At 68.8% G+C, this 23,315-nt stretch carries 23 protein-coding genes; 12 read left to right on the plus strand and 11 right to left on the minus strand.

Features of this window, described 5'->3' with window-relative positions:
* Positions 1-88: 88 nt before the first annotated feature.
* Together typA and KXS11_RS02930 are read left to right on the plus strand one after the other, a co-directional pair.
* Complete coding sequence (typA, locus tag KXS11_RS02925; protein WP_437383948.1) at positions 89-1,996, plus strand: translational GTPase TypA; 1,908 nt, start codon at positions 89-91, stop codon at positions 1,994-1,996.
* Positions 1,997-2,065: 69 nt separating this feature from the next.
* Positions 2,066-2,497 carry a hypothetical protein gene (locus tag KXS11_RS02930; RefSeq protein ID WP_437383949.1) on the plus strand — a complete coding sequence of 144 codons (432 nt, stop codon included), beginning with the start codon at positions 2,066-2,068 and terminating at the stop codon, positions 2,495-2,497.
* A 31-nt stretch (positions 2,498-2,528) separates the two neighbouring features.
* Here KXS11_RS02930 and efeB read toward each other — a convergent pair whose 3' ends face one another.
* From efeB to efeU, 3 genes are all read right to left on the minus strand, one after another.
* Entirely contained in the window at positions 2,529-3,866 is a 1,338-nt protein-coding gene (gene efeB / locus KXS11_RS02935; protein WP_437383950.1) for an iron uptake transporter deferrochelatase/peroxidase subunit, read from the minus strand.
* Positions 3,867-3,979: 113 nt separating this feature from the next.
* Entirely contained in the window at positions 3,980-5,191 is a 1,212-nt protein-coding gene (efeO, locus tag KXS11_RS02940; protein WP_437383951.1) for an iron uptake system protein EfeO, read from the minus strand.
* Positions 5,192-5,243: 52 nt separating this feature from the next.
* Positions 5,244-6,089, minus strand: coding sequence for an iron uptake transporter permease EfeU (gene efeU / locus KXS11_RS02945; protein WP_437383952.1), 846 nt, complete (start codon positions 6,087-6,089; stop codon positions 5,244-5,246).
* A 201-nt stretch (positions 6,090-6,290) separates the two neighbouring features.
* Here efeU and KXS11_RS02950 point away from each other — a divergent pair, with 201 nt between their 5' ends.
* From KXS11_RS02950 to KXS11_RS02965, 4 genes are all read left to right on the plus strand, one after another.
* On the plus strand, positions 6,291-6,827 hold the full coding sequence (locus KXS11_RS02950; protein ID WP_437383953.1) for a DUF6113 family protein: 537 nt from the start codon (positions 6,291-6,293) through the stop codon (positions 6,825-6,827).
* 38 nt (positions 6,828-6,865) lie between these two features.
* Positions 6,866-7,189 carry a ferredoxin gene (gene fdxA, locus KXS11_RS02955; RefSeq protein WP_437383954.1) on the plus strand — a complete coding sequence of 108 codons (324 nt, stop codon included), beginning with the start codon at positions 6,866-6,868 and terminating at the stop codon, positions 7,187-7,189.
* A 4-nt stretch (positions 7,190-7,193) separates the two neighbouring features.
* Positions 7,194-8,315, plus strand: a complete 1,122-nt coding sequence (gene dapC, locus KXS11_RS02960; RefSeq protein ID WP_437383955.1) for a succinyldiaminopimelate transaminase — start codon at positions 7,194-7,196, stop codon at positions 8,313-8,315.
* A 130-nt stretch (positions 8,316-8,445) separates the two neighbouring features.
* Complete coding sequence (locus KXS11_RS02965; RefSeq protein WP_437383956.1) at positions 8,446-9,753, plus strand: citrate synthase; 1,308 nt, start codon at positions 8,446-8,448, stop codon at positions 9,751-9,753.
* A gap of 77 nt (positions 9,754-9,830) precedes the next feature.
* Here KXS11_RS02965 and dapD read toward each other — a convergent pair whose 3' ends face one another.
* Positions 9,831-10,808 (minus strand): 2,3,4,5-tetrahydropyridine-2,6-dicarboxylate N-succinyltransferase, encoded by a 978-nt coding sequence (dapD, locus tag KXS11_RS02970; RefSeq protein WP_437383957.1) that lies wholly within the window; start codon positions 10,806-10,808, stop codon positions 9,831-9,833.
* 32 nt (positions 10,809-10,840) lie between these two features.
* Between dapD and dapE the strand changes: the two genes are divergently transcribed.
* The 3 genes from dapE (at position 10,841) to KXS11_RS02985 (ending at position 13,429) form a co-directional block, all read left to right on the plus strand.
* Complete coding sequence (gene dapE / locus KXS11_RS02975) at positions 10,841-11,938, plus strand: succinyl-diaminopimelate desuccinylase (RefSeq protein ID WP_437383958.1); 1,098 nt, start codon at positions 10,841-10,843, stop codon at positions 11,936-11,938.
* Positions 11,928-13,151, plus strand: coding sequence for a hypothetical protein (locus tag KXS11_RS02980; protein WP_437383959.1), 1,224 nt, complete (start codon positions 11,928-11,930; stop codon positions 13,149-13,151). Before dapE ends, KXS11_RS02980 begins: the two co-directional genes overlap by 11 nt.
* Positions 13,152-13,255: 104 nt before the next feature.
* Positions 13,256-13,429 carry a DUF3117 domain-containing protein gene (locus tag KXS11_RS02985; RefSeq protein WP_079002123.1) on the plus strand — a complete coding sequence of 58 codons (174 nt, stop codon included), beginning with the start codon at positions 13,256-13,258 and terminating at the stop codon, positions 13,427-13,429.
* A 119-nt stretch (positions 13,430-13,548) separates the two neighbouring features.
* Here the strand turns inward: KXS11_RS02985 and KXS11_RS02990 are convergent, their stop codons facing one another.
* On the minus strand, positions 13,549-14,181 hold the full coding sequence (locus KXS11_RS02990) for an O-methyltransferase (RefSeq protein WP_437383960.1): 633 nt from the start codon (positions 14,179-14,181) through the stop codon (positions 13,549-13,551).
* A 71-nt stretch (positions 14,182-14,252) separates the two neighbouring features.
* Between KXS11_RS02990 and KXS11_RS02995 the strand changes: the two genes are divergently transcribed.
* Complete coding sequence (locus tag KXS11_RS02995; RefSeq protein WP_437383961.1) at positions 14,253-14,693, plus strand: Sec-independent protein translocase TatB; 441 nt, start codon at positions 14,253-14,255, stop codon at positions 14,691-14,693.
* 13 nt (positions 14,694-14,706) lie between these two features.
* Here KXS11_RS02995 and KXS11_RS03000 read toward each other — a convergent pair whose 3' ends face one another.
* The 3 genes from KXS11_RS03000 to KXS11_RS03010 are packed head-to-tail and all read right to left on the minus strand — an operon-like array spanning position 14,707 to position 17,690.
* Positions 14,707-15,867, minus strand: a complete 1,161-nt coding sequence (locus tag KXS11_RS03000) for an Mrp/NBP35 family ATP-binding protein (protein WP_437384131.1) — start codon at positions 15,865-15,867, stop codon at positions 14,707-14,709.
* Positions 15,860-16,399 carry a DUF1003 domain-containing protein gene (locus tag KXS11_RS03005; RefSeq protein WP_437383962.1) on the minus strand — a complete coding sequence of 180 codons (540 nt, stop codon included), beginning with the start codon at positions 16,397-16,399 and terminating at the stop codon, positions 15,860-15,862. The genes KXS11_RS03000 and KXS11_RS03005 overlap by 8 nt, the downstream gene beginning before the upstream one ends.
* On the minus strand, positions 16,377-17,690 hold the full coding sequence (locus KXS11_RS03010; protein ID WP_437383963.1) for a magnesium transporter MgtE N-terminal domain-containing protein: 1,314 nt from the start codon (positions 17,688-17,690) through the stop codon (positions 16,377-16,379). Before KXS11_RS03010 ends, KXS11_RS03005 begins: the two co-directional genes overlap by 23 nt.
* A 68-nt stretch (positions 17,691-17,758) precedes the next feature.
* Between KXS11_RS03010 and KXS11_RS03015 the strand changes: the two genes are divergently transcribed.
* Positions 17,759-18,262, plus strand: coding sequence for a general stress protein (locus KXS11_RS03015; RefSeq protein WP_437383964.1), 504 nt, complete (start codon positions 17,759-17,761; stop codon positions 18,260-18,262).
* 42 nt (positions 18,263-18,304) lie between these two features.
* Here the strand turns inward: KXS11_RS03015 and KXS11_RS03020 are convergent, their stop codons facing one another.
* Together KXS11_RS03020 and KXS11_RS03025 are read right to left on the minus strand one after the other, a co-directional pair.
* The gene (locus KXS11_RS03020; RefSeq protein WP_437383965.1) at positions 18,305-19,702 is read right to left on the minus strand and encodes an aminopeptidase P family protein; all 1,398 of its coding nucleotides are present in this window, start codon (positions 19,700-19,702) and stop codon (positions 18,305-18,307) included.
* 41 nt (positions 19,703-19,743) lie between these two features.
* Complete coding sequence (locus tag KXS11_RS03025; RefSeq protein WP_437383966.1) at positions 19,744-20,775, minus strand: endonuclease/exonuclease/phosphatase family protein; 1,032 nt, start codon at positions 20,773-20,775, stop codon at positions 19,744-19,746.
* A gap of 76 nt (positions 20,776-20,851) precedes the next feature.
* Between KXS11_RS03025 and KXS11_RS03030 the strand changes: the two genes are divergently transcribed.
* On the plus strand, positions 20,852-21,706 hold the full coding sequence (locus KXS11_RS03030; protein ID WP_437384132.1) for a PHP domain-containing protein: 855 nt from the start codon (positions 20,852-20,854) through the stop codon (positions 21,704-21,706).
* A gap of 66 nt (positions 21,707-21,772) precedes the next feature.
* On the opposite strand, the gene KXS11_RS03035 is transcribed toward KXS11_RS03030, so the two are convergent.
* Positions 21,773-23,248 carry a DEAD/DEAH box helicase gene (locus KXS11_RS03035; protein WP_437383967.1) on the minus strand — a complete coding sequence of 492 codons (1,476 nt, stop codon included), beginning with the start codon at positions 23,246-23,248 and terminating at the stop codon, positions 21,773-21,775.
* Positions 23,249-23,315 lie beyond the last annotated feature (67 nt).

Consider the following 23,315-nt stretch of genomic DNA (forward strand, 5'->3'; position numbering starts at 1 on the left):
TCAGCGGGGAACGAGGTCGCCTGCGGTATGATGGTCCGTCGGCACCATCGTGCCCGAATCCCATCCACTTGAAGGAAGCCACCCTTTTATGGCGCTCGCCACTCGTTCCGATCTGCGCAATGTCGCGATCGTGGCCCACGTTGACCACGGCAAGACGACCCTCGTCGACGCCATGCTGCGACAGACCAACTCTTTCGCCGAACACGCCCACCTCGAAGAACGCGCCATGGACTCGAATGAGCTCGAGCGCGAAAAGGGCATCACGATCCTCGCCAAGAACACGGCGATCTCTTACAAGGGCGAGCACGCCACCGACGGTCCGATCACGATCAACGTGATCGACACCCCGGGCCACGCCGACTTCGGTGGTGAGGTCGAGCGCGGCCTCTCCATGGTCGACGGCGTCGTGCTCCTCGTCGACGCCTCCGAGGGTCCCCTCCCGCAGACCCGCTTCGTGCTCCGCAAGGCACTCGAGGCGCAGCTGCCCGTCATCCTGTTGGTCAACAAGACCGACCGTCCCGACGCACGCATCGACGAGGTCGTTGTCGAGAGCCAGGACCTCCTCATCGGTCTCGCCAGCGACATGGCGGACGACTTCCCCGACATCGACCTCGACGCCGTCCTCGACGTGCCCGTCGTCTACGCGTCCGGCAAGGCCGGCCGTGCCTCGTCGAACAAGCCCGCCAACGGTGAGCTGCCCGACAGCGAGAACCTCGAGCCGCTGTTCGCTGCGATCCTCGAGCACATCCCCGCTCCGAAGTACGACGACGAGCACCCTCTCCAGGCGCACGTCACGAACCTCGACGCGTCGCCGTTCCTCGGTCGTCTCGCGCTGCTGCGCATCTTCAACGGCACGCTGAAGAAGGGCCAGACGGTCGCTTGGGTCCGCCACGACGGCGACGTCCACAACGTCCGTGTGACCGAGCTCATGATCACGAAGGCCCTCGACCGCTACCCGGCCGAGAGCGCCGGCCCCGGTGACATCGTCGCCGTCGCCGGTTTCGCCGACATCATGATCGGTGACACGCTCGCCGACCCCGAGGACATCCGTCCCCTCCCGGCGATCTCCGTCGACGACCCGGCCATCTCCATGACGATCGGCACGAACACCTCGCCGCTCATGGGCAAGGTCAAGGGTCACAAGCTCACCGCACGTATGGTCAAGGACCGCCTCGACCGCGAGCTGATCGGTAACGTCTCCCTCAAGGTCCTCGACATCGGTCGCCCCGATGCGTGGGAGGTTCAGGGTCGTGGAGAGCTCGCGCTCGCCATCCTCGTCGAGCAGATGCGTCGCGAGGGCTACGAGCTCACCGTCGGCAAGCCGCAGGTGGTCACGAAGCGCATCGACGGCAAGGTCCACGAGCCGTACGAGCACCTCACCATCGACGCCCCTGAAGAGCACCTCGGCGCGATCACGCAGCTCCTCGCCGCTCGCAAGGGCCGCATGGAGAACATGTCGAACCACGGCACCGGCTGGGTCCGCATGGAGTTCATCGTCCCGTCGCGCGGCCTCATCGGCTTCCGCTCCGAGTTCCTCACCGCCACGCGCGGTACGGGTATCGCCAATGCGCTCGCGCACGGCTACGGCGAGTGGGCCGGTTCGATCGTGACCCGCAACAACGGCTCGATCGTCGCGGACCGCTCCGGTGTGGTCACCCCGTTCGCCATCATCGCCCTCCAGGAGCGCATGTCCTTCTTCGTGCAGCCCACGGAAGAGGTATACGAGGGCATGGTCATCGGCGAGAACTCGCGCGCCGACGACATGGACGTCAACATCACCAAGGAGAAGAAGCTGACCAACATGCGTCAGTCCTCCGCCGACAACTTCGAGTCGATGACGCCGCCCCGCGTCCTCACGCTCGAGGAGAGCCTCGAGTTCGCCCGCGAGGACGAGTGTGTCGAGGTCACGCCGGACAACGTGCGCATCCGCAAGGTCGAGCTCGACGCTCAGGCCCGCCAGCGCAACTACTCGCGTCTCAAGAAGCAGTCCGAGTAGTCACCGCTCCACACGACGATGCCCGATCTTCCCAGGAAGGTCGGGCATCGTCGCGTTAAGCTGGGCATCATGCGCCGACCTGCCACCCTCGCCCTGCTGGCCGCCCTCATCCTCGCCCCCACCCTCGCCGGGTGCAGCGCGATCGAATCCACGGTCAAGGACTCGATCGAACAGGGGATCCGCGACGCGACCGGCGGAGAGTTCGACGTCAACCTCGACGAGGGCCTCCCGGACGGCTACCCGGTCGACGAGGTGCCCGTGGTCGACGGTACGGTCAACGGTGGACGTGGCACGGTCGACGGCAAGGACACCTTCGTCGTCACGGTGCAGGCGGTCGACGCGGCCACCGCAGCCAAGGATGCGCTCGTCGCGGCAGGCTTCACGATCGACGGGGAGATCGCGAACGGCGACGGTTCGATCGTCACGCTGTCGACGACGGCCTACGACGTGAAGCTCGTCGCCTCGGCGGACAGCATCCTCTACACGGTGACGGTCAAGTAGCACGTCAACAGGCTCAGGGACCGGACGGGTCCTACGCGAAGAGCGTCTCGCCGACCCAACCGCCTGAGGAGGCTCCCGGCGGCACAGCGAAGATCGCGGAGCCCACGTGCTTGATGTACTCGTTCAGCGCGTCGGTCGCCAGGGCCCGCTGCACGTCGATGAACTGCTGCGGCGAACGCTGGTAGGACATGAAGAACAGTCCGGCGTTCAACCGACCGAGGTCGTCGTTGCCGTCGACGAAGTTGTAGCCGCGACGGAGCAGCTTCGTGCCCTTGAGCTGGGTCGGGTGTGCCAAGCGCACGTGTGCATTCGTGTCGATCAGCGGCTGGTCTGCAGCCCCGACGGCGTCGAAAACGGGTTCGGTGAACTCCTTGCCGCCCGAGAGCGGGGCACCCTCGCCCTTGCTGCGCCCGATGACGCGCTCCTGCTCCTCGAGGCGGGTGCGGTCCCATGTCTCGATGATCATGCGGATCTTGCGCACGACGAGGTAGGAGCCGCCGGCGAGCCAATCGGCCGTATCGCCGGACTGCACCCACACCTGCTCGTCGACGTCCTTCGTCTCCTCGGACTTGATGTTCGCGGTGCCGTCCTTGAAACCGAAGAGGTTTCGCGGGGTCACCTGGCTCGTCGAGGTCGAGGAGGTGCGCCCGAAGCCGAGCTGCGACCAGCGGATCGACGCGCGACCGAATGCGATACGGCTGAGGTTGCGGATGGCATGGACCGCCACCTGCGGGTCGTCAGCGCAGGCCTGGATGCACAGGTCGCCTCCGGTGAGGCCGGCCTGCAGGTTGTCGCCCGAGAACCGGGGCAGTTTCTCGAGCTCGGCCGGCTTGCGGTCGGCGATGCCGAAGCGGTCGGTGCCGTCCTCACTGGTGAAGAGCGTCGGGCCGAAGCCGAAGGTGATGGTGAGGCCACTGGCAGGTAGCCCGAGGGCCTCTCCCGTGTCGGACGGGGGAGCGAGCGGTGAACCGTCGATGGCTCCGCCCTCGGTGACCTCGAGGCCCTGCGTCATCCGGTCGGCGGCCACGCTCCAGTCCTTCAGGAGTTCGATGAGGTCCGCTCGATCGGCGCGGGCGGAGAGGTCGTACGCGGCGAAGTGCAACCGGTCCTGCGCGGGGGTCGTGATCCCCGCCTGGTGCTCACCCGCGAACGGGTACACCGTGCTCACGCCCGTCGGGTTCGCCGACGATGCTGCGGCGGCGATCGCGGCGGTCGCGCCGGCGCCCACTGCGAGCCCGGCGGCACCGGCGCCGGCCAGCCCGAACAGCGCGCGCCTGGAGAGGCGGCGAGGTGGGGTCAGCTCGTCGTCAGACTCGGGGGAGGGGTGCGCGGACGGCTCGGGGGTGGCGTCTGGCGTGTGCTCGGTCATCGGCTCTCATGCTAGTCAGTGCGTCTGGATGGCAGCAGGGCCGACACCTGGCGGAGCGATCCGCGCGGTGCCGGCCCTGGACGGTGCCGGGAGGTGCGTGATGTGGCGTGCGGTTACTCGGCGACGCCGAGGACCGTGTGCGTGAGCTGCGAGAGCGGCTCGGACAGGGCGTTGACCTGGTCGGAGAGTTCCTTGCGCTGCTCCTCGGTGACGGTGTCGTAGCCGACGAACCCGCTGTCGAGGCTGCCGTACTTCGCGAGGAGATCCTGCAGTGCCGTGAACTCGGTCTCGATCTCGCCGACGAGCTTCGTACCGGCGTCGCCCTTGCTGGCGGCGATGTCCTTGACGTTGCCGAAGGCGACCTCGGCGCCCTGCACGTTCGCGGCGAAGTCGTAGAGGTCGGTGTGGGACCACCAGTCCTCCTCACCGGAGATCTTGCCGACCGCGACCTCGTCGAGGAGGCCGATCGCGCCGTTCGAGATGTCGCCGAGGCTGACGGTGAAGTCCTTCTTCGACACGAGGTCGAACAGGGTCTGCACGTCGTCGACGAGGCCCGTCGCGAACTGCTGGCGCTGCTCCGGCGTTGACGCGGTCCAGTCGAGCAGGGCGCTCGTGCCGTCGGAGTTCAGCGCGTCGGCTGCCGGCGGCCAGAGGTCCTTCTCGATGCGGTGGAAGCCGGTCCAATCAAGGCCCTCGGCCACCGCGTCGACCTCGCGGTAGTCGATCTTCGGGTCGAGGTCGCCGAACGCCTCCGCCGTCGGCTCGATGCGCTCGTAGGAGACGCGCGTGGTCGCGTACAGCTCGCGCGCGGTCGCGTCGTCACCGGCCGCGTACGCCGAGGTGAACGCGGCCACCTGGGGGACGAGTTCCGCGACCTGCGACTTGATGTACGCGACGTAGTTCGTGACGGCGAGGTCCGTGAGCGCCTGCTCGTCGTCAGACACCGCCGCGTTCTCCCCGGTGACGGTGAACTCGGCCAGGCCGATCGGCGCACCGACGAGCTGGAACTTGCACGCCGTGTAGTACGTGCCCGGGTTCAGCTGCGCGACGTAGGACACGGTCTGCCCGGGCGTCACGTTCTCCTTCTCGCCGACGATGCGGAGCTTGTCGTCCGCGAGGATCTCGAACTCGTTCACGTCGGTGCCGTTGTTCGTGATCGAGAACGTCACGGCGCCCGCGGTCGTCGTCGAGGCGGAGACGGTGCAGGAATCGTCCGCGACGTCGACGGTGAGCGCCTCTGCGCCGGTGTTGTTGGGGACGCAGCCGGTCAGCGCGAGGGCGAGGACGCCTGCGCCGGCGAGGCCGGTGATGATGCGGTGCTGCATGGATGCTCCTGTCGGAATGTGCTGGTGCGTGAGATACGGGTTCGTCACCGGATCAGGCGTCGGCCGTGACCCGGGGCGGGACTGCCGCAGGACGGCGTCGGAGGCCGGCCACGCGGATGAAGCAGACGAGCGTGACGACGAGGTACGCGAGCCACGCGATGAACTGCGCCCAGGTGGGTGCAGGGGTGAAGTTGAACAGCCCGCCGAGGACCGAGCCGTACCAACTCGTCGGTGAGACGATCGCGCTCAGGTCGAAGGCCGCGTGGCCCCAGCCGGGGATGACGCCGGCCTCCTGGAGGTCGCCGATGCCGTAGGCGAGGACGCCGGCCGCGACGAGGATGAGGAAGAGTCCCGTCCATGTGAAGAAGGTGCCGAGGTTGATGCGCACGAAGCCGCGGTAGATCAGGTAGGAGACGACGACCGAGGTGAGGATGCCGAGCAGGGCGCCGATCGACCCGATGACGGCGTTCTCGCCCGAGTTGACGCTCGCCCAGATGAACAGGGCGGTCTCGATGCCCTCACGGCCGACACTGATGAAGCCGAGGATGACGATGCCGATCGCCGACCCGGCCACCGCGGCGTCGAGACGCGACTGCAGGTCGTGCTTCAGCTCGCGGGCGTTGCGGCCCATCCAGAGGATCATCCAGGTCACGAGTCCGACGGCGAGGATCGAGAGACCGCCCCCGAGGATCTCCTGCGCCTGGAAGCTCAGGCCGTACGGCCCCCAGGTGAGGATCGCGCCGACGCCGAGCGATACCACGATGGCGAGGCCGACGCCGATCCAGAGGCGCAGGAGCACGTCACGTCGACCGAGCTTGTTCAGGTATGCGACGAGGATGCCGACGATGAGGCCGGCTTCGAGACCTTCGCGGAGGCCGATGAGGTAGTTCGCGAGCACGTGACCGGACTTTCAGGCGTCGAGCTGGCGGTCGCCGTGAGGTGGCCGTCGTCTGCTGGGGGTGGGAAGCATCCGAGGGCGCGCCGGCGGGGACCGTGGTCCGGGCGGGGCGCTGCGACATCGGAACGCGGTTGGTAAGGCTAACCTTATCGTGTCCGACGATAGCGGCTGGTGCTGAGCCTGTCCAGTTACAATCGGCGGATGACCGATCCGGCCCAGAGCAGCAGCCCCGCCGCCAGCATCCCCGCGCGGGACGAGGGCTGGCTGCCACCGTCCCTGCCGCACGACGAAGCGCCCCAGGAGCAGACGCTCGCTTCGCGAATCGTCGGACTCGTGCTCGCGTTCCTCGTCGGCCTCGCCTACGGGGCGATCGGGACGGTCGCCCACGCCTGGGCGCCGTCGATCCTGGGTGTCGCGATCCCCGTCGGCCTCCTGCTGTCGATCCTGGGCATCGCGATGCTGCTCCTCGGCCTCCGGATCGTGCTCGGTTCGCGCCTGGCCGCGACCGCTGCAGCGGTCGGCATCATGCTCATGCTCGTCCTCCTCCTCACCGAGAGCGCGGGTGGCTCGGTGCTGATCCCGCAGAGTGTGGCGGGGCTCGTGTGGACATTCTCCCCGGGCCTCATCGCCGTGCTCGTCATCGCGTGGCCGAAGCTGCCCGAGCCGCGTCGCGCCGTGTCGGCCACCAGCGTCGCCACTCCGGCGCCCGCGGAAGTCGACCCGACCTCGCAGGCGTAGACTGGAGGATCAGTGCTCGTGAAGGGAGCCACCCGCCCGTGACCTACGTGATCGCCCTGCCGTGCGTCGATGTGAAGGACCGTGCCTGCATCGACGAATGCCCCGTCGACTGCATCTACGAGGGTGAACGCTCGCTCTACATCCACCCGGACGAATGCGTCGACTGCGGTGCCTGTGAGCCCGTCTGTCCGGTCGAGGCGATCTACTACGAAGACGACCTCCCGGAGGAGTGGGCCGACTACTACAAGGCGAACGTCGAGTTCTTCGACGAGGTCGGCTCGCCTGGTGGCGCCGCGAAGGTCGGCGTGATCCCGAGCGACCACCCACTCATCGCCGCGCTGCCTCCGCAGACGCACGAGTAGTCCGGTGGCGCTGCAGCAGCTCCCCGACTACCCGTGGGACCTCATGGCCCCCTATGCAGAGCAGGCCAGTCGTCACGCTGGCGGCATCGTCGACCTCTCCATCGGTTCGCCGGTGGACGCGACGCCGGAGCTCATCCGTGACGCCCTGCGCGACGCCACGGACGCGCATGCGTACCCGACCACCGTCGGGACCCCTGCGCTGCGCCAGGCGATCGTCGACTGGTTCGCACGGCGACGCGGTGTCGACGGGCTGACGCTCGATGCCGTCCTCCCCACGATCGGTTCCAAAGAACTCGTGGCGCTGCTCGCGTTCCTCCTCGGCCTCGGCGAAGGGGATGCGGTGGTCCATCCGGTCGCCGCCTACCCGACGTACGCCGTCGGTGCGGCGATCGCCGGCGCGACGGCGGTCGCGTCCGACGACCCCGCGGAGTGGCCCGCGAACACGAAGCTCGTGTGGCTCAACTCTCCCGGCAACCCCGACGGCCGGGTGCTCTCGGTCGACGAGATCCGTGCGGCGCTCGCACGGGCGCGCGAGCTCGGAGCCGTCCTCGTCGGCGACGAGTGCTACGCCGAGCTCGGCTGGGAGGGCGAGTGGTCCGACACCCCCACGCCGTCGGTCCTCGACCCTCGAGTGACTGACGGCGACACCGCCGGCGTCCTCGCGATCTACTCGCTCAGCAAGCAGTCGAACCTCGCCGGATACCGGGCCGCCTTCCTGGCCGGCGACGCGTCTCTCGTCGGTCGGCTCGTCACCGTGCGCAAGCACGCCGGGCTGATGCTGCCGGCACCGTTGCAGGCTGCGATGATCGCTGCGCTCGGCGACGATGCGCATGTCGCCGCACAGAAGGAGCGGTACCGGGCCAGGCGTGAGGTGCTGCTGCCGGCGATACGGGCCGCGGGATTCCGGGTCGACCACAGCGAGGCCGGCCTCTACCTCTGGATCACCGAGGGTCGGGATGCCTGGACGACGATCGAGCGGCTCGCCTCGGTCGGGATCCTCGCCGGCCCGGGGGTCTTCTACGGTGACGGCGCTCCCCAGCACGTCCGGTTGTCGCTGACGGCCACGGACGAGCGTGTCGCCGCCGCAGCCGAGCGTCTGAGCGCGCTCCCAGAGCTTCAGGGTTAGCTCCAAGCAAGTCGTCGTATTGCTGTGGGAAACGTCAGTAGGGGCGGAAGCCGATTAGGCTGTATGTGACACGCCGTCGTATCGGAGGGTGCTGTCCAGTCCCTATCGCACAAAGATATGAGGAGGCGCCGTGGGCGACGTCGAGAAACAGGCTTCCACCGATCCGCAACAGGTCACCCTGAACTACCCCGGCGGGACAGCCGCTTTCCCGATCCACCAGTCGGCCCAGGGCGCGTCGAGCATCGACATCTCGTCACTCACGCGCCAGACCGGTCTCACCACCCTCGACTACGGGTTCGTCAACACGGCGGCCACGAAGTCCGCGATCACCTACATCGACGGCGATCAGGGCATCCTGCGCTACCGCGGCTTCCCGATCGAGCAGCTCGCGAAGCAGTCGACCTTCCTCGAGGTCGCCTGGCTCTTGATCCACGGTGAGCTGCCGACGGCCGATGAACTCGGAGGCTTCGACGAGAAGATCCGTCGTCACACGCTCCTCCACGAGGACCTCAAGCGCTTCTTCTCGGCACTTCCGCACACGGCGCACCCGATGGCCGTGCTGTCCAGCGCGTTGCAGGCCATGTCGACCTACTACGAGTCGGACACCGACCCACACGACCCCGACCACGTCGAGCTCACCACGGTGCGCATGCTCGCGAAGCTCCCGGTGATCGCCGCCTATGCGCACAAGAAGTCGGTCGGCCAGGCCTTCCTGTACCCCGACAACTCGCTGAGCTTCGTCGACAACTTCCTGAAGCTCAACTTCGGCAACCTCGCCGAGCCGTACGAGATCAACCCGGTGCTGTCGAAGGCCCTCGACCTCCTGCTCATCCTCCACGAGGACCACGAGCAGAACGCGTCGACCTCCACCGTCCGTCTCGTCGGATCGACGGGCGCGAACCTGTACGCGTCGGTGTCCGCCGGCATCAACGCGCTCTCGGGTCCGCTGCACGGCGGCGCCAACGAGGCCGTGCTGCAGATGCTCGGCCGTATCCAGGAGTCCGGCGAGGGCGTGCAGCGCTTCGTCGACCGCGTGAAGAACAAGGAAGACGGTGTGAAGCTCATGGGCTTCGGGCACCGCGTCTACAAGAACTACGATCCGCGCGCGAAGCTCGTCAAGGAGAGCGCGGGCGAGGTCCTCGCCGCGCTCGGCATCAACGACCCGCTGCTCGACCTCGCGCAGGAACTCGAGCAGATCGCGCTCGAGGACGACTACTTCAAGGAGCGGAAGCTCTACCCGAACGTCGACTTCTACACGGGCGTCATCTACAAGGCGATGGGCTTCCCCACGCGCATGTTCACGGTGCTGTTCGCGATCGGTCGTCTGCCGGGCTGGATCGCGCACTGGCGTGAGATGAACCTCGACCCGCAGACCAAGATCGGTCGGCCGCAGCAGTTGTACACGGGTTCGCCCGAACGCGACTTCCCGATCCGCTAGTCGGTTCCCGGGTCACGAGAACGGCCCCGCATCCTCTCGGATGCGGGGCCGTTCCGGTTCAGGCGCGAGGCCGCCGGTCAGGCGTGCAGTGCTGCGTTCAGCTCGACACCGGAGCCGCTGCGGGGGAGGACCTCCACCGCGCCGGTGAGCGAGTTGCGTCGGAACAGGAGGTTCGGGACGCCGGAGAGCTCGACGGCTTTCACAGTGCGCGGTGCGCCCTCGGCGGTGGCCGCCGCGCCAGCCAGCACGACCTTCGTGCCGGCCGTCACGTAGAGTCCAGCCTCGACGACGGTGTCGTCGCCGATGGAGATGCCGATACCGGAGTTCGCGCCGAGGAGGGCGCGCTGGCCGATGGCGACGCGCTGCGTCCCGCCGCCGGAGAGCGTGCCCATGATCGAAGCGCCACCGCCGATGTCGCTCCCGTCGCCGACCACGACGCCCTGCGAGATACGGCCTTCGACCATCGACGCGCCGAGTGTTCCGGCGTTGAAGTTGACGAAGCCCTCGTGCATGACGGTGGTGCCGGGAGCGAGATGGGCGCCGAGCCGGACGCGCGAGGCGTCGGCGATGCGCACCTTGTCAGGGGTGACGTAGTCGAGGAGGCGCGGGAACTTGTCGATTCCCGTCGCGTGGATCCCAGCGCGCAGCAGTGCAGGGCGGAGGCGCTCGAAGTCGGCGGGGTGCACGGGGCCGGCGTTCGTCCAGACCACGATCGGCAGGTGGCCGAAGACGCCGTCGAGGGAGATGGAGTTCGGTGCGACGAGCAGGTGGCTGAGGAGGTGGAGTCGCAGGTAGGCGTCGGGCGTGCTGGCGGGGGCGGCCTGCAGCTCGATCTCGACGGTGACGATGTCGATGCGCACCGCACGACGCGGATCGTCGGTTGCGAGTGCTTCGAGTTCGGCGGGGGCGATCCAGCGGTCGCGACCCTCGGGGATGCGTCCGAGAGCGGGTTCCGGGTACCAGGTGTCCAGCACCGTGCCGTCGGCGGCGATCGTTGCGAGGCCGTAGCCCCAGGCGTGGGTCGGGAGGGAGGTCGAGGCAGGCGCAGCGGTCATGGCTCCAGGGTAGCGGCGAATACACTGGAGCCATGCAAGCCGATGTCCCCGTGCTCGACCTGTCCGTCTCGTCCGTGGAGCTCACGCAGCGCCTGTGCGACATCGCTTCGGTGTCGGGGGACGAGGCCCCGCTCGCGGACGCCATCGAGGCCGCCCTCGCCGATTTCCCGCACCTCTCCGTCGTGCGCGACGGCGACACGATCGTCGCATCCACGCGACTCGGACGGGCGCAGCGGGTGATCATCGCCGGCCACATCGACACCGTGCCGATCAACGGCAACGTGCCGAGTCGGTTCGAGGAGCACGACGGCGTCGCGACCCTGTGGGGCCGCGGCACGGTCGACATGAAGGGCGGGGTCGCCGTGCAGCTGAAGCTCGCCGCCGAACTCACCGAGCCCATCGTCGACCTCACCTGGATGTGGTACGACAACGAGGAGGTGGCGTCCGATCTCAACGGGCTCGGTCGACTGGCCCGCAACCGTCCCGAGCTGTTCGTCGGGGACTTCGCGATCCTGGGCGAGCCGAGCAACGCCGGCATCGAGGGCGGGTGCAACGGTACGCTCCGCGTCGAGGTCAGCACGACCGGCAAGCGGGCGCACTCGGCTCGGAGTTGGGTCGGCGAGAACGCCATCCACGGCATCGCACCGGTCCTCCAGACGCTCGCCGCGTACACGCCGCGCGAGGTCGAAGTCGACGGGCTCGTCTACCGTGAGGGCGTGAACGCGGTGGGGATCACCGGCGGCGTCGCCGGCAACGTCATCCCCGACCTCGCGACCGTGACGGTCAACTACCGCTTCGCCCCGAGTCGCAGCGGCGCCGAGGCGTTGGCTCATCTCGAGGAACTGTTCGCGGGCTTCACCGTCGTGCAGACCGATCTCGCCGAGGGCGCGCGCCCCGGCCTCGACGCGCCGGTCGCGCACGACTTCCTGCGTGCCGTCGGTGGCGACCCGAAGCCGAAATACGGCTGGACCGACGTTGCTCGCTTCTCAGCGCTCGGGGTCCCGGCGGTCAACTACGGCCCCGGTGACCCGCTCCTCGCGCATGCCGACGACGAGCGGGTTCCGCTCGCCCAGATCGAAGAATGCGAGCGCGGACTGCGTGCCTGGCTGAGTGGCGCGGGTGAGCACTGACGCCGCGCCGACGACGGAGGTCGGAGGAGCCCACTCGGCCCTGCGCCGCTGGGTGAGGCTGCCCTGGTGGGGCCGCGTCGCGATCGTCTACGGCCTCTCGCGGGTCATCACGACGCTCATGTACCTCATCGTGAGTGGGCTGCAGGCCAGCAACTCGCGCTTCGGCGCGTTCCCGTCGCTCGGCACGCTGTTCGCAGGCTGGGACGGGCAGTGGTACTGGTGGATCGCGAGCTACGGCTACCCGGCCGAGCTGCCGGTGGACACCGCCGGACGGGTCGCGGAGAACGCGTGGGCGTTCATGCCGGTCTACCCGGGCGTCGTGAAGGTCGTCTCGATCATCACCTTCCTGCCGTGGCCGGTCGCCGCGGTCGTCGTGTCGCTGCTCTGCGGGCTCGGGGCGGCGCTGCTGTTCTTCCGGCTCATGAGCCTGCGGCTGCCATCGGGGACCGCGATGTTCGCCGTCGTCCTGTTCTGCATCGCTCCGCTGAGCGCGCTGTTCCAGTTGGCGTACGCCGAGTCGATGTTCCTGATGCTCCTGGCGCTCGCCCTCCTGCTGCTCGTCACGCGGCGCTACGGGTGGCTCCTCGCCGTCATCCCCGTCATGGCGTTCACGCGCCCGGGGGTCCTCGCGTTCGCGCTGCTCCTCGGCCTGCACCTCATCGTGCGCATCGTCACGAGACGCACCGACCCGCTCGCGCGACGCGAGGTCTGGTTGATCCTCGCCGGTGGCGCGCTTGCGACCGCCGCCGGCTTCGCCTGGATGGTCATCGCCGGGATCGCGACCGGCGTGCCGGACGCGTACCTCGAGACGGAGCTCGCCTGGCGGGCCGCGTTCATCGGCGACGGCCCGCTCGTGCCGTTCTCCGCGTGGGTGCAGGGCGGTGTCTTCTGGTTCGGCCAGCCCCTCGGGATCGTCGTCGTCGCGTTGGTGTTCGCGGGTTCGGCGGCGATGCTCTTCCTTCCGGCCGTCCGACGTCTCGGTGTCGACCTGCGGCTGTGGGTCGGGTCCTACCTGCTGTACCTCTTCGCGGTGTTCTTCCCGCAGACGAGCGTCTTCCGGCTGCTCGTGCCGGTGTTCCCGATGCTCGGCGCCGTGGCCACCCCGCGGAACCGGTGGTATCGCGGCGGGGTCGTCATCGTCTCCCTGGCGCTCCAATGGTGCTGGATCTACCTCATGTACGGGCTTGCGAACGCCTATTGGACCATTCCCTGAGACGGTATGGCGGCGTCATCCCGCGCCTCGCCGCGCTGAGGATTATCACGACCCCGCCGGATACGCGATAATAGGGGTCAGTCGAACAACGAGAGGGGACTCGCATGGCCGCAATGAAGCCACGCACCGGAGACGGGCCAATGGAGGCCGTGAAGGAGGGTCGCCTCATCATCGTGCGAGTGCCTCTTGAAGGTGGAGGGCGTCTCGTCGTGTCGGTCAACGACGCGGAAGCTCAAGAACTTCACGATGCACTCGCTGGTGTGGTGAGCGCGGGCTGAGCCCCGCTGCCGACGCAGCATGAGCTGAAGAACCGACCGTCGTCCCTGCTTTCGCAGTCGGACGGCGGTCGGTTCGTCGTTGGGCGCTCGCACCGGCTCCTCCCGGAGCTCGGATGGTCTCAGACGCCGAGCTTGGTGATCTGCAGGAGGCCGTCGCCCACGGGCGAGAGAGCGCTGACCACCGCGTCGGACGCGGAGATCTCCTGGACGAGTGACCGGAACAGGCCGGTCGTCTCGTCGCGCTGCGCTGGATCGGCGACGCGACCGCGCCACAGGGCGTGCGGCACGAGCACGGTGCCGCCCGGCCGGACGAGTCGGAGGCCGTGCTCGACGTACTCGATGACGGAACCGGGGTCGCCGTCGACGAGCACGATGTCGTACGAGTTCTCGTTCATGCGGGGGAGGACGTCGAGCGCGCTGCCCGTGATGAGGCGGATGCGGTTCTGCGCGATGCCGGCCTCGCTGAACACGGCGCGTGCCTGCTGTTGGTGGACGATCTCGGTGTCGATCGACGTGAGTACCGCGTTCGTCGCTCCACGGAGGAGCCAGAGGCCCGAGACGCCCGTGCCGGTGCCGACCTCGACGATCGACTCGGCCCGGGTCGCTGCTGCGATCACCGCGAGTTGCGCCCCGACCGCCGGGGCGACCGCCTCGACGCCCAGTTCGTGGGCGTGCGCGCGAGCGCTGAGCACCGCCGAGCTCTCGACGACGACATCACCGGCGTACTTCCAGTTGAGATTGTGTTCTGACACCTTGCCTCCGGATCACAGCGTATGGCCTGTGAGTGCTCCGTCAGCCGAGGCTCGCGCGGTAGTCTGATCTCGTGTTCGGTCTGACCTTCGACAAACTCCTCATCATCGGGGTCATCGCCGTCTTCCTGCTCGGGCCCGAACGGTTGCCGTACTACGCCTCGCAGCTCGCCAGGCTCGTCCGCACCCTGCGCGACCTCGCCTCCGGGGCGAAGGACCGCATGCGCGAGGAGATGGGCCCCGAGTTCGACGAGGTCGACTGGAAGAAGCTCGATCCGCGCCAGTACGACCCTCGTCGCATCATCCGTGAAGCGCTGCTCGACGATGAGCCCCCAGCCGCCGCGACCAAGACGGTCACCCCGACGGCGCCGCTTGCAGCCGGCTCGCCGATCGCCGCGATCGCCGCCGCCGGTGCTGCGGCCGCAGGCACCACCCCGTCGGCCGCAGATGAGCGGCACCGGAAGCTGGCGGCCGGCGAGACCGCGCCACCTCCCTACGACCTCGAAGCGACCTGACGTCCGCCGCAGCTCAAGTGGTCGTGACGCCGAGTCGCCGCCCCGCGAGCCCTCGTGGGCGTGACGCGAGACGATCCGCGAGCTGCAGGATGGCCGCTGCTGCCGGGTCCTCGGGGTGGGTGAGGACGACCGGCGCGCCGTCGTCGCCTCCCTCGCGGAGCGCGACACTGAGCGGCACGGAGGCGAGCAGCGGCACCGGTTCGACGTCGCCGGCGGACAGACTCTCGGCGAGCGCCGCTCCGCCACCCTCGCCGAAGAGTGCGAGGATGCTTCCGTCGGCCTGGGTGAGCCCGGCCATGTTCTCGATCACGCCGTAAACCCGCTGGCCCGTCTGCCGGGCGACGACACCGCTTCGCTCGGCGACCTCGGCGGCAGCCGGCTGCGGTGTCGTGACGACGAGCACTTCGGCGTGGGGGAGCAGCTGGCCGATCGAGATGGCGACGTCGCCCGTGCCGGGCGGGAGGTCGAGGAGGAGCACGTCGAGGTCGCCGAAGAAGACGTCGGTGAGGAACTGCTGGATCGTGCGGTGCAGCATGGGGCCGCGCCAGGCGACCGCGACGGCGCGGGATCCGTCGGTCGGCGACTCGATGAACATGCCGATCGAGACGACCTTCACGTCATGGGCGACCGGTGGGAGGATCATGTCGCCGACCTGCGTGGGCTTGACCGCCTGGCCGTCGTGCACGAGTCCCAGCAATCCGGGGATGGAGAAGCCGTGGACGTCGGCGTCCACGAGCCCGACGCGGAGCCCGCGCGCCGCCAGGGCGACGGCGAGGTTCGCGGTGATCGTCGACTTGCCGACACCGCCTTTCCCGCTCGTGACGGCGTACACCCGGGTCAGTGAATCGGCTCCGAAAGGGATCCCGCGGGCGGCCTTGCCACCGCGCAGTTTCTCCGTGAGGGCCTGGCGTTCCGCGGTCGACATGATCTGGACGTCGACGGTCACCGCCGTGACGCCGGGTGTGTCGGCCGTCGTCTCCCGCACGTCGCGTTCGATGCTCGTCGCTGCGGGGCAGCCGACGATGGTGAGCTTGATCGTGACCTCGGCGGCTCCGTCTTCGTCGACGAGGATGTCGCCCACCATGTCGAGCTCGGTGATCGGCTTCCGGATCTCGGGATCGATCACCCTCGAGAGCGCGGTCCTGATGCGGTCGGCGACCGTCGTCTCACCCACGCCGGCGCTCGGAGCCGTCGCCGTCGGGCTGTTCGGCGCGATCACGGTCGAGTTCCTCGAGCAGCGAACGCAGCTCCGCGCGGATGAAGTCCTTCGATGCCATGTCCTTCAACGCCAGGCGCAGGGCGACGACCTCACGCGCCAGGTACTCGGTGTCGGCGAGGTTCCGCTCGGACCGCTGACGGTCTTGCTCGATCTGCACGCGGTCGCGGTCGTCCTGGCGGTTCTGCGCGAGCAGGATGAGGGGAGCGGCGTACGAGGCCTGCAGCGACAGGACGAGCGTCAGCGCGATGAAGCCGATGTCGACGGAGTCGAACCGCAGGGAGATCGGCCCGTAGGTGTTCCAGAGCATCCAGAGGATGACGAAGAGCGTGAGGCCGAGCAGGAACCACGGTGTGCCCATGGCACGCGCGATCCACTCGGTGAATCGTCCGAAGCGATCTCGCGATGCTGCCGGGCGGACGGAACGGACGGACCCTCGAAGCCCCTTCGGGGCGTCGAGGCGGACTTCATTGCGGGGAGCTCGTGCCACGACCTGCCCTCCTTCCGTTCGTTCCCGCCCGCTGTTCAGCTGCCGGGAGTTCGTCGTTCTCGTCGATGCTGCGCCAGTCGTCCGGGAGGAGATAATCGAGCACGTCGTCAATCGTCACCACCCCGAGGAGCCGATGCTGCTCGTCGACGACCGGCACCTGCACCAGGTTGTAGCTCGCCAGGATGCGGGAGACCTCCGCTGCCGAGGTGCGCACGCCCACCGGGTCGAGGCTCTGGTCCAGGAGCGTGCCGAGCCGCTCGTGCGGCGGGTAGCGCAGCATGCGTTGGAAGTGCACCATGCCGAGGAAGCGTCCGGTGGGGGACTCGTAGGGCGGGAGGGTGATGCAGACGCCGGCCGCCAGCGCCGGGGCGAGCTCCGAACGCCGGATCGAGGCGAGGGCTTCGGCGACGGTGGCGTCGGCGGACAGGATGATCGGCTCCGTCGTCATGAGCCCACCCGCGGTCTCCGGGTCGAAGCGCAGCAGCATGCGGACGTCTTCCGCCTCCTCGGGCTCCATGAGCTCGAGGAGGTGCTCGCCGCGGTCCTCCGGTAGTTGGGCGATGAGGTCTGCCGCGTCGTCCGGCTGCATCTGGTCCAGGACGTCCGCCGCGCGGTCGTCGTCGAGCTGGGCGAGGATGTGGACCTGATCGCTCTCGGGCATCTCCTCGAGCACATCGGCGAGGCGGTCGTCGGAGAGTTCCTCGGCGACCTCGATCATGCGTTCCTGGGGAAGGTCGAGCAGGGTGTTCGCGAGGTCGGCCGGCTTGAGGTCTGCGTAGGTCGCGATGAGCTGCTCGGCGGACTGGGCCTCACCGACCTCCTGCTCCTCGCGGATCTCGTTCCAGGTGGCGAAGGTCGTCGGACCCTTGACGAACGGCGAGGCCGTCGTCTTGGGCTTGCGGACGAAGAGCTGGGAGATCTGCCACTCGCCAGGTCCCTGCTCCTCGATCGCGACGTCCTCGATCGTCGCCTCGTCGCCGCCGTTGCGGAAGACGACCCGGCGGCCGAAGAGTTCTGCGATCACCCGGACCTCGCCCCCGCGCTGCTCGAAGCGGCGGACGTTGATGAGGCCGGTGGTGATGATCTGGCCGGCACCGATACTCGTCACCCGGCCGATCGAGACGAAGACGCGGCGTTTGCCCGGGATCTCGACGATCAATCCGACGACGCGGGGCGGTTTCCCGGTGCGGTACACGACCAGCACGTCCCTGACCTTGCCGACGCGGTCGCCCGCAGGGTCGAAGACGGTGCACCCGGCGAGCCTGGCGACGAACACTCTGGTGGCACTCACGGGTACCAATCTACCCGCCGTGACCCCCGCGGAGCGCCCGCTCAGGGGCGGGATGAGAAGATGGAGGCATGAGCGATCCCCGACAGTTCAGCCGGAAGGGCGCTGCGGCGCTCGGTACCATCCCTCGAGGCGAGACCGTCGCGAGCTACGAGAGCTACGAGTCCGCCCAGGCGGCGATCTCGTCGCTCGCCCACACCGACTTCCCGGTCAAGGAGATCTCCATCGTCGGCAGTGACCTGCGGAGCGTCGAGCGGGTCACCGGGCGGCTCAGCTATGGACGTGCAGCGGGCGCCGGTGCGGTGAGCGGAGCCTGGCTCGGGCTCTTCCTCGGGCTGGTGCTCGTCATCTTCAACCCGGAGACCAACCTCGTCCTGCTGGGGGCGGCCGTGCTCATGGGAGCCGCATTCGGCATGCTCTTCGGCATCGTCTCGTACTCGATCACGCGTCGCCGCCAGGAGTACACCTCGGCGACGCTCGTCGTCGCGGGTCGCTACGACCTCATCGTCGACGGCGAGCTCGCGAACCGTGCGCGCAACCTGCTGGACCGCGCGGCGGAGCCGGGCACGGAGTAGTCGCTCGCGCGGCAGTCCGTGGCCCGGCCCCAGGGACCCGGCTCAGCGGGCCAGCCAGGCCTCGACCTCGTCGGCCGTGCGCGGGATCCCGGCGGAGAGGTTCTCAGCGCCGTCAGCGGTGACGAGGATGTCGTCCTCGATGCGGACGCCGATACCGCGGTACTCCTCGGGCACGGTGAGGTCGTCCAGCTGGAAGTAGAGTCCGGGTTCGATCGTGAACACCATGCCGGGTTCGATCACGGCGTCGGCGTACATCTCGCGACGAGCCTGCGCGCAGTCGTGCACGTCTGTGCCGAGATGGTGGCTCGTCCCGTGCACCATGTAGCGGCGGTGCTGCTCGTTCTCCTTCTGGAGGGCTTCCTCCGCGGTGACCGGCAGCAGACCCCATTCGGCCGTCTTCCGCGCGATGACCGCCATGGCGGCCGCATGGACCTCGCGGAAGCGGATGCCGGGTCGCACGATCGAGAACGCTTCGTCGGCGGCCTCGCGCACGGCCTCGTAGACGCGGCGCTGGACCTCGGTGAAGGTGCCGGACACGGGGATGGTCCGCGTGATGTCGGCTGTGTAATAGCTGTCGAGCTCGACGCCGGCGTCGATGAGGATCAGGTCGCCCGGGACGACCCGTCCGTCGTTGCGGGTCCAGTGGAGGATGCAGGCGTGCGGGCCGGCGGCGGCGATGGTCTCGTACCCGACACCGTTGCCGTCGGCGCGCGCCCGCCCGGCGAAGACACCTTCGACGACGCGTTCGCCGCGTGCATGCGCGACGACTCTGGGCAGTTCGGCGATGACGTCGTCGAAACCGCGTGCGGTCGCCTCGACAGCCAGGCGCATCTGCTCGATCTCGTATGCGTCCTTCACGAGCCGCATCTCCGAGACGACACGGGTCAGGTCTTCGTCGACGTCGACCGTGAGGTCTTCGGCTCCGACCTCGAAGGCGTCGAGCGCGGCGGTCGCGACGCCGAGGTCGGCGGAGACCTGAGCCAGCGACGGCCGCGCGCCGATCCAGAACTCACCGATCGCGGCGTTCGTGTAGAACTCGTCCGTGTCGCGGCCTGCGCGCTCACGGAAGTGCAGGGTGGCCTCGTGGCCGGTCGCCGTGGGCTCGAGGACGAGCACGCTGTCCGGTTCGGAGTCTGCAGCCCAGCCCGTGTAGTAGGAGAACGCCGAGTGCGCACGGAACAGGTAGTCGGTGTCGTTCGAGCGTTGCTTCATGCCGCCGGCAGGGAGGACCAGACGCTTGCCGGGGAACGCAGCGGACAGACGCTCGCGTCGCGCGGCTGCGAGAGCCGCGGTCTCGCGCGGCTCCGGCAACACCTCCGGGCGTTCGGCCCAGCCGGTGCCGATGAAGGCACGGAAGCCTTCGGACCAGGCCGCCGCCCGGTTGGACGTGGCCGTGGACTGGACGGGGTTCGAACTGGAGGTGTCTGCGGAGGTAGCCATGCCTCCATTGTCGCACCGTGAGCTGGACGACGGCTCGCCGCTCAGGGCGCCGTGCGCGGGAGGAGCGTCGCGACGACGGGACGGTGATCACTCCCGCTGTCGTCGAACTCGGTGAGCACCCTCGCCGCGATCGTGACCCATCCCGAACCCGCCATCACATGGTCGATCGGTGCGCCGAGCACTGGCGGGAGCTGGACCGGCCAGGTGCCGAGTCCGGCGACGGCACTGTTCGCGCCAGCGTCGTGACAGCTTCCGAGATCGCCGGCGCCGCGGAGTGGCGACAGGTGATCGAGGGTCGCGTTGAAGTCGCCGGCGAGGATCACGTCGGCCCCGGGCCCGCAGATCGCGGCCAGCTCGGCCAGTTGCGCACGCCAGTCGCCGAGCCGTGAGGGCAGCGGCGCCGTCGTGTGGACCGCGACGATCGTCGGTCCGTCACCGAGAACCGGTTCGGCGACCACGGTCTCCGAGCCGTCGAGGGCACCTCCGGCGCCGGTCTCACGGACCGCGTACTCGCCGAGGCCGGTGCTCACGAGCAGACTCGTCGCGCTGACGCCGGTCCCCCCGGTGTGCGCGACCATGGGGCGCCCCGCCGCGGTCATCGCCGCAGCTGCCGTCCTCGCGGTCGCTGCAGACGTCTCGGGGAGGGACACGACGTCGGCACCCTCGCGGATCGCGACGGCAGCGATCGTCCCGGGCTCCAGGCCGTCCCGCAGGGTGTTCCAGGTGAGAACGGTGACCTGGCCGGGCAGATCGGTCGACTCGCCAGCCGTCGGTCGGTCGTCGATCCCTCGACCGGCGATGACGACCGCCCCGGTGACCGAGACGCCCGCGAGCACGACCGCGAGGATGGCGGGGAGGACTCGGCGGGATCCTCGGCGGACGAGCGCCGCGACGACGCACAGGATCGTCGCCACGGCGGCGGCGGTCACGATGAGGCCCCGGAATGCGCTGATCTGCGTGAAGCCCTGCGCCTGCGAGAGTCCGAACAGTTGGGGGAGTACGGCGATACCGATCACGATCGTGCCCGCGGTCGCGAGCACGATCACGATGACACCGCCGATCGTCTTGAGCATTCGCGCCAGCGTAGGCGGGACGCCTGGGAGTCGGCGGCACAGCGCCTGCGACTAGGGTGGACGAGTGGTGAACACGATGCACGGCCCCGCCGACCTGCACACGCATTCGAGTGTCTCGGACGGCACGGAGACGCCGACGCAGCTCATGCGCGCGGCCGGAGCCGCGGGGCTCGGCGTCATCGCGCTCACCGATCACGACTCCACCGCCGGCTGGGCCGAGGCCGCCGTCGAATCGCGTCGGCAGGGCATCACCCTGCTGCCGGGCATGGAGCTCAGCACCCGCTACGAGTGGCGCAGCGTCCATTTGCTGGCGTACCTGATCGACCCGTTGAACGGCGACCTTCTGCAGGAGACGGCGCGGATCCGTGAGTCCAGGTTGCGCCGAGCCGAGGGCATCGTCGCCCGTATCGGGGGTGACTACCCGCTGTCCTGGGACGACGTCCTCGCACAGACGAGCGAAGGGGCCACCGTCGGACGTCCGCACATCGCCGACGCCCTCGTCGCGCTCGGGATCGTCGCGGACCGCGGTGAGGCTTTCGACGGGATCCTGCACCCGCGCACGGGATACTACGCTCCACATTATGCGCCGGACCCGCTGACCGCGGTTCGGCTCGTGCGGGCGGCCGGTGGGGTGCCCGTGATCGCCCACCCCGTGCCCGCCGGGCGCGATCGCATGCTTCCGGAGCACTACTTCCGTGAACTCGCAGACGCTGGACTGTTCGGTCTCGAGATCGACCACCGCGAGAACACCGAGGAGGGCAAGGTCATCGTGCGACGGATCGCCGCCGAACTCGGTCTCGTCGCGACCGGGTCGAGCGACTACCACGGCACCGGCAAGCCCAACCGGCTGGGGGAGAACACCACCGCGATGGAGGTCGTCGAGCGCATCGTCGGCGAGGCCACCGGCTCGTCACCGGTCTTCGCCGACTAGCTCGGCCCAGGTTCGGCCACGCAGAACGCCCGCCCCCGAGGGAGCGGGCGTTCCGATGCCGCGATGCTACGCGGTCGGCGCGGGCGGAGCCGTGCGACGGGTGCGGCTGCGGCGGCGCGGAGCGCTGTTGCCGTCGCGGTGCTGCTGACCGTGCCCGTCGTGGGTGCCGGCAGCCGGTTCTGAACGCTCGACGGTGTCGCCGGAGCCCTGTGCACCACCGCGGGTGCGGGTTCGCGAACGGCTCGTCCGCGTGGTGCTGCGGACCTCGTTCGAACCGCCACGGCTCGGACCGCTCGAGCCGCTGTCGCGACGCGGCGCGGACTCAGCAGCCCTCGCGGGCTTCAAGCGCCCCTTCGTGCCCTCGGCGATGCCGAGGTCGGTGTACAGGTGAGGGCTCGACGAATAGGTCTCGGTCGGCTCGGGCTGGCCGAACTCGAGGGCGCGGTTGATGAGCGCCCACTTGTGCAGGTCGTCCCAGTCGACGAAGGTGACGGCGATGCCGGTCTTGCCAGCGCGGCCGGTCCGGCCGACGCGGTGCAGGTAGGTCTTCTCGTCCTCGGGGATCGTGTGGTTGATCACGTGCGTGACGTCGTCGACGTCGATACCACGGGCGGCGACGTCGGTCGCGATGAGGACGTCCCGCTTGCCGGCCTTGAAGGACGCCATCGCGCGCTCACGCTGCTCCTGGTTCAGGTCGCCGTGCACTGCCGCCGCGTTGAACCCGCGGTCGGTGAGCTCCTCGACGAGCTTCGCCGCAGCGCGCTTCGTGCGGGTGAAGATGACGGTCTTGCCGCGACCCTCGGCCTGCAGGATGCGCGAGATGACCTCGTCCTTGTCGAGCGAGTGCGCCCGGTAGATGAGGTGCTTGATGTTCGCCTGCGTGAGGCCCTCGTCGGGGTCCGTCGCGCGGATGTGGATCGGCTTGCTCATGAAGCGACGCGCGAGGGCGACGATCGGGCCGGGCATCGTCGCCGAGAACAGCATCGTGTGGCGGGCTGCCGGGGTCTTCGAGAACAGCTTCTCGATGTCGGCCAGGAAGCCGAGGTCGAGCATCTTGTCGGCCTCGTCGAGCACCATCTCGCTGACGCTCGACAGGTCGAGGAGGCGCTGGTTGTTCAGGTCGATGAGACGGCCCGGCGTTCCCACGACGATCTGGGCGCCGGCCTTCAGCTGCTCGATCTGACCTTCGTACGCCTTGCCGCCGTAGATGGAGACGAGTGTGGTGGAGCGGTTCGAGATCAGGATCTCGAGGTCTTCGGAGACCTGCACCGCGAGCTCGCGGGTCGGAACGACGACGAGCGTCTTGACGCCGGGCTCCGGGTCGAGGCCGAGGCGCTGGACGATCGGGATGCCGAACCCGAAGGTCTTGCCCGTTCCCGTCTTGGCCTGACCGATGATGTCCTGGCCGGCGATGCCGAGCGGGATGGTCTGTTCCTGGATGGGGAAGGGCTCGATGATGCCCTTGGCTGAGAGGGCGTCGACGATGTCCTGGTCGACGCCGAGATCACGAAAAGTCACGGAGATACCTGTCAGTGCAGTCATGGTCTACACCTTCGATTGCACACAGGTGTAGGGCCCCGATCCGACGCCGGGGCGTTGTCAGTCTACC

This window comes from Plantibacter flavus, assembly GCF_051487245.1.
GTDB lineage: Bacteria > Actinomycetota > Actinomycetes > Actinomycetales > Microbacteriaceae > Plantibacter > Plantibacter flavus_B.